19 protein-coding genes are annotated in these 21,279 nt (G+C 74.9%); 9 read left to right on the forward strand and 10 right to left on the reverse strand.

The genetic code is table 11. The annotated features are described in order from the left end of the window. Positions 1-3: 3 nt before the first annotated feature. The 3 genes from MCM47_RS14915 to MCM47_RS14925 are packed head-to-tail and all read right to left on the reverse strand — an operon-like array spanning position 4 to position 2,852. A complete protein-coding gene (locus MCM47_RS14915; RefSeq protein WP_238862064.1) occupies positions 4-1,029 on the reverse strand; it encodes an acetylserotonin O-methyltransferase in 1,026 nt (341 codons plus the stop codon). A 42-nt stretch (positions 1,030-1,071) separates the two neighbouring features. Next, positions 1,072-1,809, reverse strand: coding sequence for an NAD(P)-dependent oxidoreductase (locus MCM47_RS14920; protein ID WP_238862065.1), 738 nt, complete (start codon positions 1,807-1,809; stop codon positions 1,072-1,074). An 8-nt stretch (positions 1,810-1,817) separates the two neighbouring features. Further along, positions 1,818-2,852: a class I SAM-dependent methyltransferase gene (locus MCM47_RS14925; protein WP_238862066.1), complete on the reverse strand. Its 1,035-nt coding sequence runs from the start codon at positions 2,850-2,852 to the stop codon at positions 1,818-1,820. 471 nt (positions 2,853-3,323) lie between these two features. Between MCM47_RS14925 and MCM47_RS14930 the strand changes: the two genes are divergently transcribed. Continuing rightward, positions 3,324-4,226, forward strand: a complete 903-nt coding sequence (locus MCM47_RS14930) for an AfsR/SARP family transcriptional regulator (RefSeq protein WP_238862067.1) — start codon at positions 3,324-3,326, stop codon at positions 4,224-4,226. A gap of 43 nt (positions 4,227-4,269) precedes the next feature. Here MCM47_RS14930 and MCM47_RS14935 read toward each other — a convergent pair whose 3' ends face one another. Further along, entirely contained in the window at positions 4,270-5,022 is a 753-nt protein-coding gene (locus tag MCM47_RS14935; protein WP_238862068.1) for a TylF/MycF/NovP-related O-methyltransferase, read from the reverse strand. A gap of 205 nt (positions 5,023-5,227) precedes the next feature. On the opposite strand from MCM47_RS14935, the gene MCM47_RS14940 reads away from it, so the two are divergent. The 4 genes from MCM47_RS14940 to MCM47_RS14955 are packed head-to-tail and all read left to right on the forward strand — an operon-like array spanning position 5,228 to position 9,769. After that, positions 5,228-6,295 (forward strand): glucose-1-phosphate thymidylyltransferase, encoded by a 1,068-nt coding sequence (locus MCM47_RS14940; protein ID WP_238862069.1) that lies wholly within the window; start codon positions 5,228-5,230, stop codon positions 6,293-6,295. Next, positions 6,292-7,284, forward strand: a complete 993-nt coding sequence (gene rfbB, locus MCM47_RS14945) for a dTDP-glucose 4,6-dehydratase (protein WP_238862070.1) — start codon at positions 6,292-6,294, stop codon at positions 7,282-7,284. The genes MCM47_RS14940 and rfbB overlap by 4 nt, the downstream gene beginning before the upstream one ends. Beyond that, on the forward strand, positions 7,281-8,549 hold the full coding sequence (locus tag MCM47_RS14950; RefSeq protein WP_238862071.1) for a beta-ketoacyl synthase: 1,269 nt from the start codon (positions 7,281-7,283) through the stop codon (positions 8,547-8,549). Before rfbB ends, MCM47_RS14950 begins: the two co-directional genes overlap by 4 nt. Continuing rightward, positions 8,546-9,769 carry a ketosynthase chain-length factor gene (locus MCM47_RS14955; protein ID WP_238862072.1) on the forward strand — a complete coding sequence of 408 codons (1,224 nt, stop codon included), beginning with the start codon at positions 8,546-8,548 and terminating at the stop codon, positions 9,767-9,769. Before MCM47_RS14950 ends, MCM47_RS14955 begins: the two co-directional genes overlap by 4 nt. Before the next feature lie 92 nt (positions 9,770-9,861). Here MCM47_RS14955 and MCM47_RS14960 read toward each other — a convergent pair whose 3' ends face one another. From MCM47_RS14960 to MCM47_RS14985, 6 genes are all read right to left on the reverse strand, one after another. Next, a complete protein-coding gene (locus tag MCM47_RS14960) occupies positions 9,862-10,314 on the reverse strand; it encodes a hypothetical protein (protein WP_238862073.1) in 453 nt (150 codons plus the stop codon). A gap of 279 nt (positions 10,315-10,593) precedes the next feature. Further along, positions 10,594-11,025: a nuclear transport factor 2 family protein gene (locus MCM47_RS14965; RefSeq protein WP_238862074.1), complete on the reverse strand. Its 432-nt coding sequence runs from the start codon at positions 11,023-11,025 to the stop codon at positions 10,594-10,596. A 45-nt stretch (positions 11,026-11,070) separates the two neighbouring features. Then, positions 11,071-12,324, reverse strand: a complete 1,254-nt coding sequence (locus tag MCM47_RS14970) for an FAD-dependent oxidoreductase (protein ID WP_238862075.1) — start codon at positions 12,322-12,324, stop codon at positions 11,071-11,073. Further along, positions 12,308-13,081 (reverse strand): NAD(P)-dependent oxidoreductase, encoded by a 774-nt coding sequence (locus MCM47_RS14975; protein ID WP_238862076.1) that lies wholly within the window; start codon positions 13,079-13,081, stop codon positions 12,308-12,310. The genes MCM47_RS14970 and MCM47_RS14975 overlap by 17 nt, the downstream gene beginning before the upstream one ends. A 9-nt stretch (positions 13,082-13,090) precedes the next feature. Next, entirely contained in the window at positions 13,091-14,071 is a 981-nt protein-coding gene (locus tag MCM47_RS14980; RefSeq protein WP_308222320.1) for a Gfo/Idh/MocA family oxidoreductase, read from the reverse strand. Continuing rightward, entirely contained in the window at positions 14,059-15,465 is a 1,407-nt protein-coding gene (locus tag MCM47_RS14985; protein ID WP_238862077.1) for an NDP-hexose 2,3-dehydratase family protein, read from the reverse strand. Before MCM47_RS14985 ends, MCM47_RS14980 begins: the two co-directional genes overlap by 13 nt. A gap of 192 nt (positions 15,466-15,657) precedes the next feature. Between MCM47_RS14985 and MCM47_RS14990 the strand changes: the two genes are divergently transcribed. From MCM47_RS14990 to MCM47_RS15005, 4 genes are all read left to right on the forward strand, one after another. Beyond that, a complete protein-coding gene (locus MCM47_RS14990; RefSeq protein WP_238862078.1) occupies positions 15,658-15,909 on the forward strand; it encodes an acyl carrier protein in 252 nt (83 codons plus the stop codon). After that, the gene (locus MCM47_RS14995) at positions 15,909-16,655 is read left to right on the forward strand and encodes an SDR family oxidoreductase (protein ID WP_238862079.1); all 747 of its coding nucleotides are present in this window, start codon (positions 15,909-15,911) and stop codon (positions 16,653-16,655) included. The genes MCM47_RS14990 and MCM47_RS14995 overlap by 1 nt, the downstream gene beginning before the upstream one ends. A 74-nt stretch (positions 16,656-16,729) precedes the next feature. Then, positions 16,730-17,509 carry a cyclase family protein gene (locus MCM47_RS15000; RefSeq protein WP_238862080.1) on the forward strand — a complete coding sequence of 260 codons (780 nt, stop codon included), beginning with the start codon at positions 16,730-16,732 and terminating at the stop codon, positions 17,507-17,509. Positions 17,510-17,595: 86 nt separating this feature from the next. Further along, positions 17,596-21,243 (forward strand): BTAD domain-containing putative transcriptional regulator, encoded by a 3,648-nt coding sequence (locus MCM47_RS15005; protein ID WP_238862081.1) that lies wholly within the window; start codon positions 17,596-17,598, stop codon positions 21,241-21,243. The last annotated feature ends 36 nt before the right edge of the window (positions 21,244-21,279 follow it).

The following is a 21,279-nucleotide window of genomic DNA, read 5'->3' on the forward strand; positions in this document are numbered from 1 at the left end:
GGGTCAGGAGGGCTTGGCCGCGATCAGGACGCGGTCGCCGGTCAGGGAGTCGACCGGTTCGGCCGACACGAAGGTGAAGCCGGCGTCCTCCGCGTAGCGGCGGCACTCCGCGACGGTGTACTCGGAGCCGCCGTCGCGCATGATCCCGCAGTTGAGGCTCTGCAGCAGCGAGACGGCGTCGGTGCGCCCGTCGTCGAGCATCGCGTCGTAGACGACGACGATTCCGCCGGGGTTCACGGCCTCGAACACCCGCTTCAACAGCTCGGCCCGGGCGGCCGGCGGCCAGTCGTGCAGCACGTGGCCGATGATCGCGACGTCGGAGGCCGGGGCGGTGTCGGCGAAGAAGTCACCGCCGACGAAGCGGACCTGCTCGGCGGTGCCGAGCGCGGCCATGTGCTCGTCGAACAGCGGCTCCACCTGCGGCAGGTCGAACACCGCGCCGCTCAGGTGCGGGTGGACCCGGACCAGGTGGGCGGCCACGTTGCCGCGCGCCCCGCCGACGTCGACGAAGGAGGTGTAACGGGACCAGTCGACGCAGCGGTCCAGCTCGTGGGCGACGAAGCTGTTGAAGGCGTCCATGTGGCCCATCAGACCGCGCACGCCGTCGAGGTTCTCGAAGTCCTTGCGGAAGTCCCGCTGGACCTTGGCGGGCTCGTTGCGCAGCACGTCGGTCAGCGAGGCCCAGGAACGGTAGTGCAGCCGGGAGTGCTGGGCGATCGAGCCGCCGAGGTAGCGCGGGCTGCCGGGGACGAGGAACTCGGCGGCCTCCGGGTGGTTGGCGTACCGGCCGTCGCGGCGCTCCAGCAGGCCGAGGCCGACCAGCGAGTCCAGGAAGTCGCCGCCCGGCCGGGCGCGCAGGCCGAGCCGTTCGAACAGCTCCTCGGCGGTGGCCGGGCCCTCGGCGAGCAGCCCGAAGAGGCCGAGCTCCACGGCGCTCTGCAGCACCTTCGCCTGGAAGTAGGAGGTGTTCAGCCGCAGCAGCGCGCGGGCCACCGAGGCCGGGCCGGAGGTCTGGGCGAGGACGGTCATGTCATGCCTTTCGGGTCAGCGGGGGGCGGGGTCGAAGGGGGGTCAGTGGATCTCCAGGTAGCGGTCGATGACCGTCCGGAAGTAGTCGGGCCCGAAGGCGGGCCGGGCCTCGGCGGGGAGCAGCCGGAGCAGCTTCTCGTTGGAGACCGAGTGGTCGTCGGCGACGTCCACGGTCTGCTTCGCGGCGGTGGTGCCCAGCCGGGCCTCCAGGTGGGCGATGATCTCCTCGATCGGCACCGCGTGCCCCGAGGCGACGTTCACCACCTCGCGGGAGACTCCCGCGGTGAGCAGCGCGTCGATGACGGCGACCACGTCGAGGACGTGCACCACGTCGCGCCGCGCCCCGCGGTGCACCCGCACCGAGCCGGCGCGGATCTGCGCGACGAGCGAGGGCAGCAGTTGGTGGCTGCGCTGGGCCCGGCCGACGGTGTAGGCGAGCCGCAGCACCAGGGTGTCGACGCCGGAGGCGCGCAGCACCCCCTCCATCGCCAGCTTGTGGCGGCCGTAGGGGGAGTTGGGGAAGACCGGCCGGTCCTCGCGGCTGCGGTGGCTGCCGGCGCCGTACATGCCGCTGGCGCAGGTGGAGAAGTAGACCAGCCGCCGGCCGTCCCGCCGGCAGCGGTCGAGGACCCGGTAGAGCAGCTCGGCCTCGCGGGCGAATTCCGCGTCGGCGGTGCTGTGCCCGCTGGACACGCCGGCCGCGAAGACCACCGTGCCCGGGTGGGCCGGCGCCAGCGGCTTGAGGCTGCCGGCGAGGAAGCCGCGTCCGACGATCTCCATGGCGCTCCTCAGCGGCGTTCGGCGATCAGCACCCGCAGCGGGTTGTGCGGCAGGGTGTGCTGGGTGGGCCGGGTGAAGCCGGCCGCGACGACCATCTCCTCGTAGGCGGAGACGGGGTGCACCTGTCCCTCGGAGGTCCAGGCGAGCATCAGCGCCGAGAACAGGTGGGGGACCGGGTCGCGGTGCGGCGCGGTGTCGTCGGTGCTGATGGCGATGGCCACCAGCTTGCCGCCGGGCCGCAGGGCGCCGCCGGCGCGGGCGAGCAGCTCGGTCGCGCGGGCGGTCGAGAAGTGGTGCAGGACGTTGGCGACCACCACGACGTCGTACGGTCCGCCGAGCGGGACCTCGAACATGTCGCCGGGGATGAAGTGGGCGCGGTCGCGGACGCCCAGGCGCTCGGCGTTGGTCTCGGTGACGGCGAGGACGTTGGGCCAGTCCAGGGACCAGACCCGGGCGCGGGGGTCGCGGGCGGCCAGGGTGTAGCCGTAGAGGCCGTGCCCGCAGGCGACGTCGAGCACCCGGGGGCCGTCCTGGCCCGGGGCGCTCGGCTCCGGGAGCACCGCGTCGGCGACCAGGTCGGCGATCGGCTGGGTGTTGAGCGTGCCCAGCGCGGCGAAGTCCTCCCAGAACGTGTAGGAGGGCGTCTCGGCGTTCTGCTCCATCACCGTGCCGCCGTTGCGGACGGCCTCGCCGAGCCGCTTGACGGCGTCCCACTCGTAGTCGCTGGCGGCGAGCCGGACGGCGTGGCCGTAGTAGTCGGGGTGGGTGCTGACGAGGATGCTGTCGGCGCCCGGGGCGAGCCTGAACCGGTCGCCCTCGGTCTCCAGCAGGCCGATCGCGGCGAGGGCGTTCAGCAGGATGTGGACGGCGCGCGGGTCGGCCCCGCAGGCGGCGGCGACCTCCTTGGACACGGCCGGGCCGTCGGCGAGGGCGTCGAAGACCTTGAGGTCGACGCCGGCGCGCAGGACGCCGGTCTTGCGGACCGCGGACATCATGGTGAGGAGGTCCTGCCTGGTGACGGTGGGTACTCGGTCGTCGGTCATCCGCTCTCCCTGGGTCGGGCTGGCACTGACGGTTCGCCAGAGCATCGTGTGGCTGCGGGCTGGCGATCCGCTTGAGCCGCGGTGGAGGCCGCCGGGGCTCCCGGGCGGGCCAGAGGTGTGAGGCAGATCACAGTGACATGGTCATGATGTACGGCGGGTGATCGGGCGCGGCGGCCGTCAAGAGGCCGTCCGGGGCCGGGCCAGCGGCTTTGCCGAATCCACACATTTGTGACCCGGGGTTTGCCTGAGCCTCGTGGATACGCTCCGTGCCCGCACTGCCGGAGCGTCGGCCGGTCCGCCAGTGGCGCCTGTTCGGGGTGGTTGACCAGCGGCTTTGCGGGAATGGCCATAGAGGTGGCCGGGCTGGACGGGCCTGGCGGCCCGCGGGGAACAATCTTGACGTACGCAAATAATCTCATGACACTAGTCTCACGAGAGTTTGATCACCGACGGAATTCCCGGGGGCTTGAAATGATCACGAGCGACCGTTCCGAGTGCTTCACGATCCAGGTGTTGGGTGCCCTGAAGCTCCGCACCGCCGGCGGGGCCAACATGGTGGACGACCTCACCGCACCCAAGCCGCGCAAGATCATCGCGCTGCTCGTCATGCAGGCGAACCGCGTCGTCCCCACCGCCGCGATGGCCCGCGAGCTGTGGGGCGACAACCCGCCCGCCAGCGTCCAGACCACCCTCCAGACCTACGTCCTCCAGGTGCGCCGGATGCTCAGCCGCGCCCTCGGCATCTCCGCCGCCGAGGTCGCCCGCACCGTGCTGGTCACCAAGTTCGGCGGCTACCAGCTGATCGTCCGTCACGGCGCCATCGATGCGCACGAGTTCGAGCGGCTGCTCGGCGAGGGCCGCCAGTCGCTCGCCGACGGCAACGACGAGACGGCCGTCCGGCTGCTCACCGAGGCCCTCGATCTCTGGTGCGGCGCACCGCTGGTGGACGTCAAGCCGGGCCCGCTGCTGGACGCCGAGATCCGCCGCCTGGAGGAGAACCGCCTCACCGCGCTGATGCAGCGGGTCGACGCGCGGCTGCGGCTCGGCCGCCACCACGAACTCCCCGGCGAGCTCGCCTCGCTCGTCGGCCAGTACCCGATGAACGAGAACCTGCACGCCCAGTACATGCTCGCGCTCTACCGGTGCGGCCGCTGCCCCGAGGCGCTGGAGGTCTTCCGCCGGCTGCGCGACCACATGGTCGGCGAGCTCGGCCTCGAGCCCTCGCTGCGGATCCAGAGCCTGCACCGAGCCATGCTGGCCGCCGACCCCGCCCTCGAGTACGGCCCCGACCGCGCCGACGGCAATCTGCTGCTCGACCGGCTCGGCGGGGCGCCCGCGGCACCCGGCCCCTGGGCGTCCCGCCTCGCCAGCTAGAGCGGGTCCGCCCGTCCCGCCCGTCCGGCAGGCCCGCCCGTCCCTACGCCTCCCGGCGCCAGTGGACGCCGTGGCCGTCGATCGGCACGATCGGCTCCCGCACCCCGTGCCGCTCGCGGAAGTCCGCGACCGCCTGCCGGCACGGCTCGATGTTGTAGTCGTCCACGATCACGAAACCCCCGACCGACAGCTTCGGGTAGAGGTGGGTCAGCGCGTCCGCGGTCGACTCGTAGAGGTCGCCGTCCAGCCGCATCACCGCCAGCGAGTCGATCGGCGCCGACGGCAGCGTCTGCTCGAACCACCCCTCCAGGAACCCCACCTGGTCGTCCAGCAGCTGGTAGCGGGCGAAGTTCTCCGCCACCTCCTCGCGCGTCACCTTGAGCACCCCGTTGATCCGGTGCAGCGCCATCTCGCGGTCCAGGGGGTGGCTCCCGGAGTGCACCACCGGAACGCCCTCGAAGGAATCCGCCACCCAGACCCGGCGGTCCCGCACCCCGTACGCCTCCAGCACGGCCCGCATCAGGATGCAGACCCCGCCGCGCCACACGCCCGTCTCGATCAGGTCGCCGGGCACGCCGTCCTCCAGCACCCTGGCGACACACGACTGGACGTTGTCCAGCCGCTGCAGCCCCACCATCGTGTGCGCGGTCGTGGGCAGGTCCCGCCCCGACGCGCGCAGGTCCGTGTCGTAGCCGTCCACGTCGCCGTACCACCCGACCGGCGCGTCCTCGTAGATCACGTTCGCGAGCACCCGCTTCATCAGGTTCAGGTACAGCTCGCCACCCTGTGGAACCACGTCTCCTCCTAGAGCCGAAATGCGGCCGATGAACCGGGGCGCCGATCACCGGGGGCAAGAAACGTACGGCCGGGCGCTCGAACTCCACTCAAAACTCGGGGCACTTGCGGACCGGGGCACTTCGAGTGCGGCTCGACCGCGCCTGTGGGGGCGGCGGGATACCAAGGGGAGGAACGCGTCCCGGCCCGCAGAGAGAGGAATCGCCTTGAAGGCTCTGGTCCTGGCCGGCGGCATGGGCACCCGGCTGCGCCCCCTCACCCATGCCATGCCCAAGCAACTCGTCCCCGTCGTCAACAAACCGGTCCTCTTCCACGGTCTGGAGCAGATCGGCCGGGCCGGTGTCACCGAGGCCGCCGTCATCGTCGGCGACTGGCACCGGGAGATCCGGGAAGCGGTCGGCGACGGCTCCCGCTTCGGCCTGGAGATCACCTGGATCCGGCAGGAGGCGCCGTTCGGCCTGGCGCACTGCGTCCTGCTGGCCCGCGAGTTCCTGGCCGACGACGACTTCGTGATGTACCTCGGCGACAACGTCTTCTCGGACGGCATCGCCGACCTCGCCGACGCCTTCCGCCGCACCCGGCCGGACGCCCAGGTGGCGGTGGTCCGGGTGCCGAACCCCGAGGAGTACGGCATCGTCGAGGCCGGCCCGGACGGCCGGGTCACCGCGCTCCGGGAGAAGCCCCGGGCGCCGCGCGGCAACCTCGCGGTGGCCGGCGCCTACTTCTTCTCCCCGCTGGTCCACGACGCGGTCGCCCGGATCCGGCCCAGTCTGCGGGGCGAGTGGGAGATCACCGACGCCCTCCAGCTGATGGTCGCCGAGGGCCGCGACGTCCGGGCCGCGGAGATCACCGGCTGGTGGCGGGACACCGGACGGATCGACGACATCCTCGACTGCAACCGGCTGCTGCTCGACCGGGTGGAGACCGCCGTCGCGGGCACCGTCGACGAGGCCAGCACGGTGCTCGGAGCCGTCGTGGTCGAGCCCGGGGCCCGGGTGGTCCGCTCGCACCTGCGCGGACCCCTGGTCATCGGCGCCGGCACCGTGGTCGAGGACAGCTACGTCGGTCCGCACACCTCGATCGGCGCGGACTGCGTCCTCACCGACGCCGGCCTCTCGCACACGATCGTGCTCGACCGCGCCACCGTCACCGACGTCAACGGCATCCACGGTTCGGTCATCGGCCGCTCCGCCCGGGTCGGGATCTCCCCGCCGGGCGACGGACGGCACCGCCTCGTCGTCGGCGACCACACCGAACTCCGCGTGCTCGCATGAGGATCCTGGTCACCGGCGGTGCCGGGTTCATCGGCTCCCACTACGTGCGCAGCCTGCTCTCCGGGGCCTACCCCGGCTACGAACGGGCCGACGTCACCGTGGTCGACAAGCTCACCTACGCGGGCAACACCGCCAACCTCCCGTTGGCCGACCCCCGCCTGACCCTGGTCCGCGCCGACGTCTGCGACCGGTCCGCGCTGCTCGACGTGCTGCCCGGCCACGACGCGGTGGTGCACTTCGCCGCCGAGTCGCACGTCGACCGCTCCATCGCGGAGGCCTCGGTCTTCGCCCACACCAACGTGGTGGGCACCCAGACCGTGCTGGACGCCTGCCTGGGCGCCGGCGTCCCGCGGATGGTCCACGTCTCCACCGACGAGGTGTACGGCTCCATCGCCCGGGGCTCCTGGACCGAGGACCGCCCCCTGCTGCCCAACTCCCCGTACGCGGCCTCCAAGGCCGGTGCCGACCTGATGGCCCGCGCCTACTTCCGCACCCACGGTCTCGACGTCTCGGTCACCCGCTGCTCCAACAACTACGGAACGCACCAGCACCCGGAGAAGGTCATCCCGCGGTTCGTCACCGCCCTGCTCGACGGCGGGCACGTCCCGCTCTACGGCGACGGCCTCAACGTGCGCGAGTGGCTGCACGTCGACGACCACTGCCGGGCCGTCCAACTCGTCCTGGAGAAGGGCGAGCCGGGGGAGGCGTACAACGTCGGCGGCGCCGAGCTCACCAACCGGGAGCTCACCGGCCGGCTGCTCGACCTCTGCGGCGCCGGCTGGGACCGCGTCCGCACGGTGCCCGACCGCAAGGGCCACGACCGGCGCTACTCCGTCGACGACACCCGCATCCGCACCCGGCTCGGCTTCGAGCCGCGCATCCCGCTCGACCGGGGCCTGGCCGACACCGTCCGCTGGTACCGCGACCACCGCGACTGGTGGCGGCCGGCCCCGCACCCCACGCCGAACCCCGGGGATGGAGAACTATGAACAGGCGCGTCGTCATCACCGGCATCGGGCTGGTGGCCCCCGGTGGAACCGGCACCAAGGCCTTCTGGGAGCTCATCACCTCCGGCCGGACGGCGACCCGGCCCATCTCCCTCTTCGACGCCACCGCCTTCCGCTCCCGGGTCGCGGCCGAGTGCGACTTCGACCCGGTGCTGCACGGCCTGACCCCGCAGGAGATCCGGCGGATGGACCGGGCCACCCAGTTCGCGGCGGTCGCCGCCGACGAGGCGGTCGCCGACGCCGCCCTGGCGTACGAGGTCGTCGACCCGGGCCGGCTCGGCGTCACCGTCGGCAGCGCCGTCGGCTGCACCACCAGCCTGGAGCGCGAGTACGTCGCCGTCAGCGACGGCGGGCGCAACTGGCTCGTGGACCCCGGCTACGCCGTGCCGCACCTGTACGGCCACCTGGTGCCCAGCTCGATGGCGGCCGAGATCGCCCGGCGGGTCGGGGCCGAGGGCCCGGCCGCCGTCGTCTCCACCGGCTGCACCTCCGGCCTCGACTCGGTCGCCCACGCCCGCGAGCTGATCGCCGAGGGCAGCGCCGACGTCATGGTGGCCGGCGCCACCGACGCCCCCATCTCCCCGATCACCCTCGCCTGCTTCGACGCCATCCGGGCCACCACGCCCCGCAACGACGACCCGGAGCACGCCTCCCGGCCCTTCGACGTCACCCGCAACGGCTTCGTGCTCGGCGAGGGCTCGGCGATCTTCGTCCTGGAGGAGTACGGGCACGCGGTGCGCCGCGGCGCGACCCTCTACGCCGAGATCACCGGCTTCGCCTCCCGCTGCAACGCCTTCCACATGACCGGACTGCGCCCCGACGGCCGGGAGATGGCCGAGGCGATCCGGCTCGCCCTGGCCGAGGCCGGCGCCCGGCCCGCCGACATCGACTACGTCAACGCGCACGGCTCGGGCACCAAGCAGAACGACCGGCACGAGACAGCGGCCGTCAAACTGGCCCTCGGCGCCCGCGCCTACGAGACGCCGATGAGCTCCATCAAGTCGATGATCGGCCACTCCCTCGGCGCCATCGGCGCGATCGAGATCGCCGCCTGCGCCCTCGCCCTGCGGCACGGCGTCGTGCCGCCCACCGCCAACCTGCACACCCCCGACCCGGAGTGCGACCTCGACTACGTTCCGCTGCACGCCCGGCGTCAGGACCTCGACACCGTCCTGACCGTCGGCAGCGGCTTCGGCGGCTTCCAGAGCGCCATGGTGCTCGCCCGGCCCGAGGGGCGCGCCGCATGACCGCCGTCGTCACCGGCCTCGGCGTCCTCGCCCCCAACGGCGTGGGACTGGACGCGTACTGGGCCGCCACGCTGCGCGGCGAGAGCGGCATCGACCGGCTCACCCGGTTCGACCCGGAGCCCTACCCGTCCCGGCTGGCCGGCGAGATCACCGGGTTCGACCCGGCCGCCCTGTTGCCCAACCGGCTCCTCCCGCAGACCGACCCGGTCACCCGCCTCTCCCTGGTCGCCGCCGAGTGGGCGCTGGCCGACGCCGACCTCGACCCCGCCGGACTGTCCGAGTACGACATCGGCGTGGTCACCGCCAACACCGCCGGCGGCTTCGAGTTCGGCCAGCGCGAACTGCAGAACCTCTGGTCCAAGGGCGGCGCCCACGTCAGCGCCTACCAGTCCTTCGCCTGGTTCTACGCCGTCAACACCGGCCAGATCTCGATCCGGCACGGCATGCGCGGCCCCAGCGGCGTGGTGGTGGCCGACGGCGCCGGCGGCCTGGACGCGCTCGCCCAGGCCCGGCGGCTGATCCGCAAGGGCACTCCGGTCGTGGTCAGCGGCGCCGTCGACGGCTCGCTCTGCCCGTGGAGCTGGACCGCCCAGCTCACCAGCGGCACGCTGAGCACCCGGGAGGACCCGGCCGAGGCCTACCTGCCCTTCGACGACCGGGCCTGCGGCCACGTCCTCGGCGAGGGCGGCGCCATCCTGGTCATGGAGGACGCCGGGGCCGCGCGAGCCCGTGGCGCGCGGATCCACGGCCGGCTCACCGGCTACGGCACCTCCTTCGACGGTCACCGTGCCCCGGAGCGCGGCGCGGACCGCGGCGCCGGCCTCGGCCGCGCCGCCCGCCAGGCGCTCGACCAGGCCGGCTGGCGGCCCGCCGACGTCGACGTGGTCTTCGCCGACGCCGCCGGGACGCCCGCCGCCGACCGCGCCGAGGCGGCCGCGCTGGCCGACCTGTTCGGCCCGCACGGGGTGCCGGTCACCGCGCCCAAGACCATGACCGGCCGGCTCGCGGCCGGCAGCGGCCCGCTGGACGTCGCCACCGCGCTGCTCGCCCTGCGCGACCAGGTGATCCCGCCGACCGCCAACGTCCGCCGGCCGGTGGCCGGGTACGCGCTCGACCTGGTCACCGAGCCGCGCCGGCAGCCGCTGCGGCGCGCGCTGGTGCTCGCCCGCGGGCACGGCGGCTTCAACTCGGCGGTGGCCGTCGAGGCCCCGGCCGGCTGAGCGCCCGCGGCCGCGCCCGAACGGGCCGGGGCCCCCACCCTCGGGTGGGGGCCCCGGCACCGAACGCGTGGTCCGGACGCGGATCCGGTTCCCTAGGAGACCTGGGTGAGGGTCGCGTGGTAGACCGCCCCCGAACGGGTGCCGGTGCTGTCGGTCGAGGTGACGTAGAACTCCACCGTGTGCTTGTCGAAGTCGGCGACCTGACTGACGGTCACGTCGCCCGGCTCGATCCAGGAGATGAAGTACTGCTTCGGACCGGTCTGCACGGCCAGGTCGGGGGCGGTGAAGGTTCTTCCCGGGTTGGAGCCCTTGACCGTGAGACCGGTCACCGACGTGCCGTCAGCCGAGAAGGTGTTGCGGTAGACGGCGCCGGTGTCCACGGTCACCAGGTACGCGTGACCGGCGAACGGCGGGAGGTGGCCGGGCCTGTCGTGCGAGCCGGCACCCAGGTGCTCCGCGGCGGAGGCCTGGCTGGCGACCAGCGTGGCCGTACCGGTGAGGGAGAGGGCGGCGGCGGCCGCGATGGCGACGAACTTGCGCTTCATGGGATTCCTTCCAGAGGATCCGGGGGTGCGGTGCGGTTCGGTACGTGATGGTTCGGGCGGACCAATGGGGCGGATCCGCACGGGAGTTCTTCCACGCACGCATGGTGCTCGCGCTGCAGGAGAAGCCCGTGAATCGAACTTACCTACGAGCGTGCCGTCGCCGCAGCCGACTGCCGGTTCCCGCACCCCGGACCTTCCGGCGCACCACGCGCGAGGCGTCCCCGAGGGCCCCTGTACGAGCCTTCCCGAGGACGCCCCGCCGGGTCCGCAGCCGGCGCTCTAGTGGCCGTCCCGGCTCACCACCCGGGTGCGGACCCGCCAGCCGTCGTCCGCGCGGACCAGCACGTCCTCGCAGACGCAGGCGCGGTGCAGCCGCGGCTCGCCGCCGCGCGGCGTCAGGTACACCAGGGCGTAGCAGCGCACCGAGACGCTGCCGTCCGGCTGCGCCTCGACGTCCAGCATGCCGTGCCAGTGCCGGTGGGTCTCGCCCGCCGCCTCCTGGGCGGCCCGGGCCCTGCGGGCACCCTCGGCCAGCTCGGCGCGCCCGCGGCTCGGCTCGGGCCGGCCGGGCAGCTGGAACGTGCCGTCCTCGGTGAAGGTGGCGGCCCACTCCTCGGCCCGGCCGCCGTCGAGCAGCTGCATGTGCCGGGCGTAGAACTGCTCGATGTCGGCGCGAAGCCGCTCCAGGGGCACCGTCGTGGTCTCGGTCATCCGGTCAACTCCTCTTCTCGTCTGGGCACTCGGTGGAATCGGTGGTCACTGAGCCGGCTGCCGCGCCGGGGTGAACAGCTCGGAGCGGACGCGCGCCGCGGGGTTGCCGAAGGCGATCCGGGCGGTGAGCTTCGTGCCGATCGGGGTGTGCTGGACCAGCGAGGCCAGCCGGGGCCGGACCACCCGGGCCACCCGGCCCTGCGAGAGCATCGCCCGGGCCTGCATGGTCTGGATCCGCATCACCTGGTCGATGTCCCGCTCCCGAGGCTCGGCGTAGGCGCGCAGGCGCCCGGCCGTCACGTCGCCGGCCCGCACCGCCGCCACCAGCACCGGGTGCAGCAGCGCGGCGTCCTGGATCGCCAGGTTGATGCCCTGCGCGCCGAGCGGGCTGTGGGTGTGCGCGGCGTCCCCGATCAGCACCAGGCCGTCGCGGACCCACTCCCGGGCGCGGCCGGCGAAGACGTCCAGCAGGGTCAGGTCGGTCAGCGCGGTGATCCGCTCGCCCACCGCGTCGGCGTACTCCGGCACGGCCCGCCGGATCTCCTGCTGCACGTACGCCAGGCCGCGCTGCGCCAGCCCGGCGTAGCCGCGGTGCGGCAGCGTCCAGCCGAGCTGCACCGTGTCCGGGTACGACGGGTACGCCAGCACCGGGCGGCCGCCGTCCCGGAACACCCGGACGGCCCGGTCGGGCACCCCGGTACCGGGCAGCTTGAACCAGAGCACGTCGAAGTCGAACACGTCGTCCCGGTCGGCCGGGATCCCGGCCAGCCGGCGCACCTTGGAGAAGCGGCCGTCCGCACCCACGGTGGCCGCGGCGCGGACGGTGTGCCGCCCGCCCCGCCCCTCGGCCACCGCGCCGCGCACCGCCCCGCCCTCCTCGACCAGCGCCGTGACCCGGCACCCGGCCAGCAGCCGGAAGGCGTCGAACTCCTCACAGCGGGCCTGCAGTTCGGCCAGCACGTGCTGCTGCGGCAGGCTCAGCAGCCGCGGGTAGGGGCCGGGCAGCCGGGTGTAGTCGATGTCGAGCAGCGCCCGGCCCCGCTCCACCAGCTGGAACCGGTCCAGCCGGTGGCCGCCGCGCGCCTCCGCGGGTGCCAGCACCCCCAGCTGGTCGAGCAGCGCCAGACCGCCCGGCTGGAGGATCTCGCCCCGGTACTCGCGGTCGAGCGAGGCGGACCGCTCCACCACCGTGACCCGCAGGCCGGAGCGGAGCAGCAGCAGGGCGAGCGTCAGGCCGGCCGGCCCGCCGCCGACGACGCAGACGTCCGCGGTGGTCTCGGTCTCAGGGGGTGCGGTCATCGCGGGGCTCCTCGGGGAGTCGGGTCCGGGCGAGACAGGTGTCGATCACCCGGCGGTAGTAGTGCGGGCCGAAGCCCAGGCCGGCCGCGGCCGGCACCAGCCGCCGCAGCCGCTCGGTGCAGACCGGGTCCTCCGGCGGCACCTCGACGACGTGCCGCTCGGCCCGGACACCCAACCGGTCCTCGATGTGCCCGACGATGTCCTCCACCGGGACGGACCAGCCGGAGGCGAGGTTGACGACCCCGCCCGGAGCCCCGACCCCCAGCAGCGCGTCGATCAGCGCCACCGCGTGCCGGACGTCGATCAGGTCCCGCCGCGCCCCGCGGTGCACCCGGACCCGGCCGAGCCGGACCTGGCGCACCAGCGACGGCAGGAACTGGTGGGGGCGCTGCGCCCGGCCCACGGGATAGGCCAGGCGCAGGATCACGTGCTCCGGGCCGGAGCCGCGGATCACCTCCTCCATGGCGAGCTTGTGCCGCCCGTACGGGGAGGACGGGCGTACCGGCCCGTCCTCCCGGCAGGGCCGGCGCTGGACGCCGTAGAGGCCGGCCGAGGAGGTGGAGAAGTACACCAGCCGCCGCCCGCTGCGCCGGCAGCCGGCGAGGGCGTCGTACAGCAGGTCGGCCTCGCGGGCGAAGCCGGCGTCCGCCTGGCTGGTGCCGCTGGAGACGCCCGCCGCGAAGACCACGGTGTCGGGGTGGCGGGCCACGAGGGGCCGGAGGCTCTGGGCGAGGAAGCCGCGGCCGACGATCTGCATCGAGCGCTCCTAGGCAGCGGGAGGGGCCGCGGCGGCGGCCCGGCGGACCTGGTCCAGCAGGTCGGCCTGACGGAGGATGCGGTCGCCGTGGCCGGTGAAGCCGCGCCCGGCGAGGGCGGTCCGGGCGAAGGCGGCCACGATGTTGGCGAAGTGGTCGTCGGCCGGGAGCAGCAGCTCCTCGGTGCCCTCCTGACGCTCGATGCGCAGCACCGGCCGGTGGTCCGGCGGCGGGGTGAACGCGCGGTCGAGGGTGGCCGTCCCCTCGCTGCCGGTCAGGCTGTAGCGGCAGCGGTAGTGGTGCTCCATGCCGAACGTGAGCGTGGCGGTCAGCCGCGGCGAGGTCAGCAGGGCCGCCCCGGCGGTGTCCACCCCGGTGACCGGGTCGTGGCGCAGCACCGCGCCGGCCACCCCCAGCCGGGGACCGCAGAAGAGCTGCGCCGCGCGGACGGTGTAGGCCCCGAGGTCGAGCAGCGCGCCGCCGCCCAGCTCGGGGCGGTGGCGGATGTCGTCCTCGGGGAGCCGGGGGATGGTGAACTCGGCCGAGAACGAGCGAGGTTCGCCGATCCGCCCGGACTCCACGAGGTCCCGCACCCGGCGGTGGGCGCTGTGGTGGAGGAACATGAAGCTCTCCATCAGCAGCAGTCCGCGCCGCCGGCTGAGCTCGACCACCTCCCGGGCCGGGGCCGGGTCGGTGGTGAGGGGCTTCTCGGCCAGGACGTGCTTGCCGGCCTCCAGCGCCCGGACGATCCACTCCGCGCGCAGCCCGGCGGGCAGCGGCACGTAGACGGCGTCCACGTCCGGGCGGTCGAGCAGCGCCTGGTAGCCGGCGACCGGTTCGGTGCCGAATTCGGCGGCGAACTCCCCGGCCCGCTCGCCGGAGCGGCTGGCCACGGCGGCGACCCGGGTCAGCGGGCTCGCCGTCAGCGCGGGCAGCATCTTGCGCCGGGCGATGGACGCGCAGCCGAGCACGCCGACGTTCAGGCGCTCCACCGGGCCCCCCGATCGCGCAGCGAGCCGAGGCAGGTGACCAGGGTGCGGGCCTCCACCGTGAAGTGGTTGCCGAACTGGATGAAGCGCTGCACCTGGTCGGCCGTCACCCAGCGGTAGTGGTCGGGCAGGTCGGTGGGGAAGTCCGCGCCGGCGGCCGTGATCAGGTACCGGTTGGCGCGCCGGAGGAAGCGGCCGCCCTCCTCGGAGAGCACCGCCGAGTAGAGCACCCGCTCGGGCGGCGCGGCCAGCACCAGGTCGAGGAAGGGCACCGGCTCCGGCAGGTCGGAGAACCCGTCGGAGACGCACTGCACCGTCGGCGCCAGCTCGACCCCGTCGAAGGTGCCGGGCTGGGACAGGCCCTGCAGCAGCAGCTGCGGTCCGGCGGGGGAGGGGCGCACCACCAGGGCCGCCAGCCCGGTCCGTTCGGCGGCCAGCAGCGGCTGCGTCCACCGGGTGACCTCGCGGTTGCCGGCGACCACGGACACCGCGACGACGCGCTGGTGGCGCCGTTCGGTGTGGGCGATCTCGGTCTCCGTCCGCCGCCACCGGTCCACCCGGTCGAGCGGCACCAGCGAGGTCTCGCGGCCCTGCCGGGTCTTCAGTTCGTTGAGCCAGCTGAGCACCTCGGTGTCGGAGTGCACTCCCTCGGCGCCCTCGGCGTCCGCGGGGGCGGGCGGCCGCAACGGCAGCGAGGACAGCACCGTCCGGGCGTCCATGTTGACCAGGTTGTCCACGGCCAGCAGCCGGTGGATCTGGCCCAGCGTCAGCCAGCGCCAGTCCGGGCGCACCTCGACCTCGCCGGTCACCTCGACCACCAGGTTGCGGTTGCGCTTGCGCAGGAAGCTGTCGCCCTGCTCGGACTGGAGCACGTCGGTCAGCACGGTGCCGCGGCCCGCGGCCAGGAAGTACTCGATGTACGGAGTGGCCAGGCCCTGGTGGACGCGGGTGTAGTTGCTGCGGGTGGCCTGGACGGTCGGCCCGAGCTGGATGGTGCCGATGTTGCCGGGCTCCATCTTGGCCTGCATCAGGAAGTGCAGGACGCCGTCGAACTCCTTGGCCAGGATGCCGAGGATGCCGGTCTCCGGCTGGCAGATGATGGGCTGCGACCACGCCCGCCCGTCCTCCTCCCGGACCTCCAGGCCGCGGATCGCGAAGAACCGGCCGCTCTCGTGCACGAGGTCCCCGGTGCCGGCCTCGGTGTGCCACTTCTCCAGGCGGTCGAACGGGATCCGCTCGACCCGGAAGGTGCCGGCCCGCCGCCGGTCGGCCAGCCAGCCGGGCACCTCCTCGGCCCCCTCGACGGCCGCCGCCGAGCGGGCCAGCCGGGCGGCCGCCTCCGTCGACGGGTGACGGGCGGGCCGGTCCGCCGTCCTGGTCTCTGCTGCGCGGGCCATCACGGTCCCTTCCGAGCGCGGGTGTGGAGGGGCCCACCGTCCCGCGGCGGCGTCGAGACGGCATCGAGCGGGCATCGAGACGGGCTCGAAAGGGGCTGGAGCGGCGTTCCACGCCGATTCGAGCGGCGCTCCGGCGCCGGCGGCCAGGCTCGACGCGGACCACCTCCATCACGACCCGAGGAGCGAACGACCATGATCACCGAAACCGATCTCAAACGGATCATGCGCGAGGGGGCCGGCCAGGCCGAGGGCATCGACCTCGACGGCGACATCACCGACGTCCTCTTCAGCGACCTGGGCTACGACTCGCTCGCCGTCCTGGAGACGGTCAGCCGGATCGAGCGCGAGTACGGCATCCGCATCCCCGAGGACGCCCTCAGCGCCGTCCGGACCCCCGGCGAGTTCCTGGCCCTGGCGAACCGGGCCACCGCCGAGGCGGCCTGATGGCCGAGTGGGACCACCGGACGGCCCTGATCGCCGGCGGCACTCGCGGGGTCGGCCTGGCCGTCGCCCGCGAGCTCGCCGGCCGCGGCTGCCACGTCTACCTCAACCACGCCCGCGACGACGCCGCCGCGAAGGACGCGCTCGCCGCGCTCGCCGGCCTGCCCGGCCGGGCCACCGTCCTCAAGGGCGACGTCACCCGCCCCGACACCCTGCCGCGCCTGCTGCGCCGCGTCCGGGGCGAGCGCGGCCGCCTCGACGTCTTCGTCCACAGCGCGGCCTCGTTCCACCCGATGGACGCCGCCCGGCCGGACGCCGAGCTGTTCCGGCAGGACGTCACCACCGCGCTCGCGCCGCTGCTCCTGGGCGTCGGCCCGCTGATCGAGGCCATGGCCGGCGGAGCGGGCCGGATCGTCGCCGTCTCCAGCAACGGCGCGCGGCGCGTCGTCCCGCGCTACCTCGCGGCCGGCGTGGCGAAGGCCGCCCTGGAGGCGCAGATCCGCTACCTCGCCGTCGAACTGGCACCGCTCGGCATCACCGTCAACGCGGTCGCCGCGGCCAAGCTCGACAAGGGCCCGGACGGCGCCGACGCCGGCGTCCTGCGCGTCCTCGCCGAGCGCACCCCCGGCGGCCGTCTCACCACCCCGGCCGACCTCGCCCGGACGGTGGCCCTGCTCTGTGCGGACGAGGCGTCCTGGATCCACGGCCAGGTGGTCACCGCCGACGGCGGCCTGAGCCTGCGCGCCTGACCCCTCCTTCGGCCCTCCCCCCCCACGACCCCGCAGGCCGTCCGCGCGGCCGCGCCCCACCCCAGAGGAGACCCGTGCGCATCATCGACCTCTCCACCCCGATCGACGCCGCGGGCTGGGAGCCGGAGCCCGTCGAGCACCGCATCATGTCCGCGGCCGAGGGCGCCAAGCACATGAGCGAGGAGATGCTCGAACACTTCGGCCTGGAGTTCGACCCGTCCGTCCTGCCGGACGGCGAGCTCCTCACCATCGACACCCTCACGCTCACCACCCACACCGGCACCCACATCGACGCCCCCTCCCACTACGGCTCGGCCGCCCGTTACGGCGACGGCCGCCCCCGTCACGTCGACGAGCTCCCGCTGGAGTGGTTCCACGGCCCCGGGGTCGTCCTCGACCTCGGCGGCGCCGAGCCGGGCGCCGTCGACGCCGCCCACCTGCGCCGCGAACTGGACCGCATCGGCCACACCCTGGCTCCCGGTGACATCGTGCTGCTGCGCACCGGCGCCTCGCGGCTGGCCGGCACCCCGGAGTACTTCAGCCGCTTCACCGGGCTCGACGGCTCGGCCGTCCACTTCCTGCTCGACCAGGGCGTCCGGGTGATCGGCACCGACGCGTTCAGCCTGGACGCACCGTTCCGGATCATGATCGAGGGCTACCGGGAGACCGGCGACCGCAGCCTCCTCTGGCCCGCCCACTTCGCCGGGCGGGAGCGCGAGTACTGCCAGATCGAGCGGCTCGCCCACCTGGAGGACCTGCCCGCCCCGACCGGCTTCACCGTCAGCTGCTTCCCGGTGAAGATCACCGGCGCCGGTGCCGGCTGGACCCGCGCGGTGGCCGTCCTCCCGGCCTGACCCGCGCGGGGGCCGGTGACACGCGGGGGCGTGTCGGACGGCGGCCTCCCGGCAGGCCGGAGCGTTGTTCGGTAGGTTGGCCCGTCATGCTGTGTGTGCGGGTGCTGGGGCCGACGGAGGCCACGGTCGGTGGGGTGCCGGTCTTCCTCGGAGGGCCACGACAACGGGCCGTGCTGGCGCTGTTGCTGATGGGCAGGGGGCAGGTCGTCCCGGTCGACCGGCTGGTCGACGCGCTCTGGCCGGACACCCCCACCCGGCGCGCCCTCGCCTCCCTGCACCCCTGCCTCTCCCACCTGCGCCGCGTGCTGGAGCCCGGGCGCCCGCCGCGATCGGCGTCCGAACTGCTGGTCAGCGTGCCGCCCGGGTACGCCGTCCGGCTGCCGGTGGAGGCCGTGGACGCCTGGCGGTTCGAAGCCGTGGTGGGGGAGGCCCGGAACGCGCCGCCGGCGGAGGCCCACCGGCGGCTCACCGAGGCGCTCGGCTGGTGGCGCGGCCCCGCCTACCAGGAGTGGGCCGACCAGCAGTGGGCGCTCACGGAGATCGCCCGGCTCCGGGAACTGCGCTCGGCGGCGGGGGAGTCGGCGGTCGCCGCCGGGCTGCGGGCCGGACTCCCGGCCGAGGTCCTCCCGGCGGCCGCGGAGCTCGTGCGCGCCGACCCGCTGCGGGAGGAGGGCTGGCGGCTGCTGGCGCTCGCCCAGTGGGCGACGGGGCGGCAGGCCGACGCCCTGCTGACCCTGCGCCGGGCCGGGGCGGTGGTCGCGGAGGAGCTCGGGCTCGACCCGGGCCCGCGGCTGGCCGAGCTCGAACAGGCCGTGCTGAACGGGCGGTTCGACGTGCTGCGGCGGGACGTCCCGGAGCAGCTGGAAGTCTCGCCGGCCACCGTCGCCGTCCCGGTCGCCGTCGCAGTCCCCGACCTCCCCGCCGCCGTGGTCCCGCGGCCGCGCGGTGCGGTCGGGACCGGGGGTGGTGCGGTGGCCACCGGCACGGTGCCGGGCTCCCGCGGCCCGATCGACGCCCTGCCCGGCGCAGCCCCGCACACCCCGCCGCCCGCCGGGCCCGACCCGGCCCGGCTGGTCGGGCGTACCGAACAGACCGTCCTGCTCGCCGACGCCCTGGAGGGCGCCCGGAGCGGCGCCGGCGGCACCGCCGTCCTGCTGCGCGGCGAGGCCGGCATCGGGAAGACGGCGCTGCTGGAGTGGACCGCGCAGCGCGCGGAGCGGGCCGGGTTCACGGTGCTGCGCGCCGTCGGCTCCGAGGCCGAGCGCGAGTACGCCTTCAGCGGCCTGCACCAGGTGCTCTGGCCGCTGCTGGAACGCACCCACGACCTGCCGCCGCACCAGCGGGAGGTGCTGGAGCACGCGCTGGGCGTCCGCCCCGGCACACCGCCCGGCGGGCTCACCGTCGGCGCCGCGGCGCTCGCCCTGATCGCCGCGGCCGCCCGGGCCCGGCCGCTGCTGGTGCTGGTCGACGACCTGCACTGGGTCGACTCCTCCAGCGTCGCCGTGTTCGCCTTCCTGCACCGGCGGGTCGCCGCTCTGCCGGTCGTCATCGCCAGCGCCAGCCGCCCCGAGGACTCCACGGTGGAGGCCTGGTCGATGCAGCCGGTCGAGGTCGGCGCGCTCTCCTCGGCCGAGGCCGGCGAACTGCTCGAACTGCGCCACCCCGGCCTGGCCTCCGTCGCCGCGGCCCGGCTGCTGGCGGACGCCGGCGGCAACCCGCTGGCCCTGGTCGAACTGCCCCGGCAGCTGCGCCCCGGCCAGCTGCGCGGCCTCGACCCGCTGCCCGACCACCTGCCGCTCGGGCGCCGGCTGGAACGGCTCTTCGGGGACCGCCTCGCCGGGCTGACCCCGGCCGCCGAACGCGTCCTGCTGCTGGCTGCGCTGGCCGGCCCCGGCACCGCCGAGGGGACGGCCACCTGGCTGCGCGCCGCCGCGGGCGAGGACGCCGAGTCCGTCCTGGAGACGCTGGAGGCGACCGGGCTCGCCCGGCTCGACCCGGTCGGCCGGCTCGCGTTCCGGCACCCGCTGGTCCGCCGGGGCGTCATCTCCCGGGCGTCGGGCCCCCGCCGGCGCGAGGCCCACCGGCTGCTCGCCGGCTGCCTGGCCGCCGACGACCCGCGCCGGCTGGTCCACGAGGCCGGTGCCGCGCTGCTCCCCGACGCGGACCTCGCCGCCCGCCTCCAGGAGGCCGGGCACCGGCTGGTGCGCCGCGGCGGCGACGCCGAGGCCGCCCTGCTGCTGGACCGTTCGGCCTCACTCACCGCCGACCCGGCCGACCGGGCCCGCCGGCTCACCTGGGCCGCCGTGGCGGCCGCCCGCGGCGGGCAGCTGCGGCACACCGCCCGGCTGGTGGAGGAGATCGGCCGCGGTCCGGTGCCGGCCGACATCGCCCCGCTCTTCTCCTACGCCGTGGTCTACGTCGACCAGAGCCACCGGGTCGAGTTCGGCTCCTCCGTCGAGCTGCTGCCCGGAGCGATCGCGGCGCTCACCCGCCCCGGGGCGGAGACCTTCGGGGGCCTCGCCGAGCAGGCCTACTTCAAGCTGCTCCTCGCCGCCGTCTACACCGGCGACGCCCGGGCCTGGCAGGTGCTGCAGGAGCACCGTCCGGACGTCTCCCCGCTCGCCCGGCTCTGCCACCGCGCCTGGTCGGACCCGGCGCGCACCGCCCACGGGGTGCCCGGGCTGCTCACCGCCCTGCTGGACGGACTGGACCGGGGCCAGGAGGCCGGCGCGGCCTGGCTGCTGCTGTGGACGGCGGCCGCGGTGGACGCCGCCGACGGCCCGCTGCGCCGCCGCTTCGCCGCCCAGCACGGCTACGCGACCCGCGGCTCGGTCGCCAAGGCCGAGGTCTACCGCGCCTACCTGCGCGGCCGCTGGGAGGAGGCGCCCGGCTGCCTGCACGAGGCGGAGGCGGCCGACGAGCTCGGCTACCACTGCAACGCCCTGCTGTTCCGCCACTACCACGCGCACTTCCTGGCCGGCCGCGGTGACGAGGCGGGCCTGCGCGCGGCCGAGGAGCGGATCCGGCCGGTCGCGGCGCGGGCCGGCATGCGGTTCGTGACCGACCAGCTCGACCACCTTCGCGCGCTCGCCGCCCTCGCCCACGGCCGGGACGAGGAGGCCTACCACCGGCTCACCTCGCTGATGCGCCCCGGGGAGCTGCCGCCCGGACTGCCGTGGTTCCACCTGCCGTTCCTGGACCTCGTCGAGGCGGCCGTACGGACCGGACGGCGGGCCGAGGCCGCCGCGCACGTCGCCGCCGGGGAGGCCGCGCGGATCGGTGAGATCTCCGCCCACCACGCCTTCCTGCTCGCCGCCGCGGCGGCGCTCGCCGCGGACGACCGGCAGGCCGACGCGCGGTTCGCGGCGGCCTACGCGGTGCCGGGGGCCCGCGGCTGGGTCTTCCCGTACGCCCGGCTCCGGCTCGCCGACGGCCTGCGGCTGCGGGCGCTGGGCCGCCCGGGGGCGGGCGAGGCGCTGCGCGAGGCCCGGCGCGCCTTCGAGGAGCTGGGCGCCGAGCCGTGGGCCCGGCGCTGCGTCGACCAGGCGGGCGGCGGCATCCCGCGGCAGGGCGGCGGGCCCGGGGCGGGCGAGCCGTTCCGCCGACCGCCGACCGGCCAGGAGCTGCGGATCGCCCGGCCGGCGGCGACCGGGCCCGGCACCGCCGGGACCGGCGGGCGGTTCGCGGGGCAACCATCGGTGGCCCACGGGGCAGCGCGGCCCGGCGCGTGCTGACAGCGGGGCCCGTCGAACGGTTTCCTCACGGTGACG

Source organism: Kitasatospora sp. A2-31 (assembly GCF_022288725.1).
In the GTDB taxonomy this organism is placed as follows: Bacteria; Actinomycetota; Actinomycetes; order Streptomycetales; family Streptomycetaceae; genus Kitasatospora.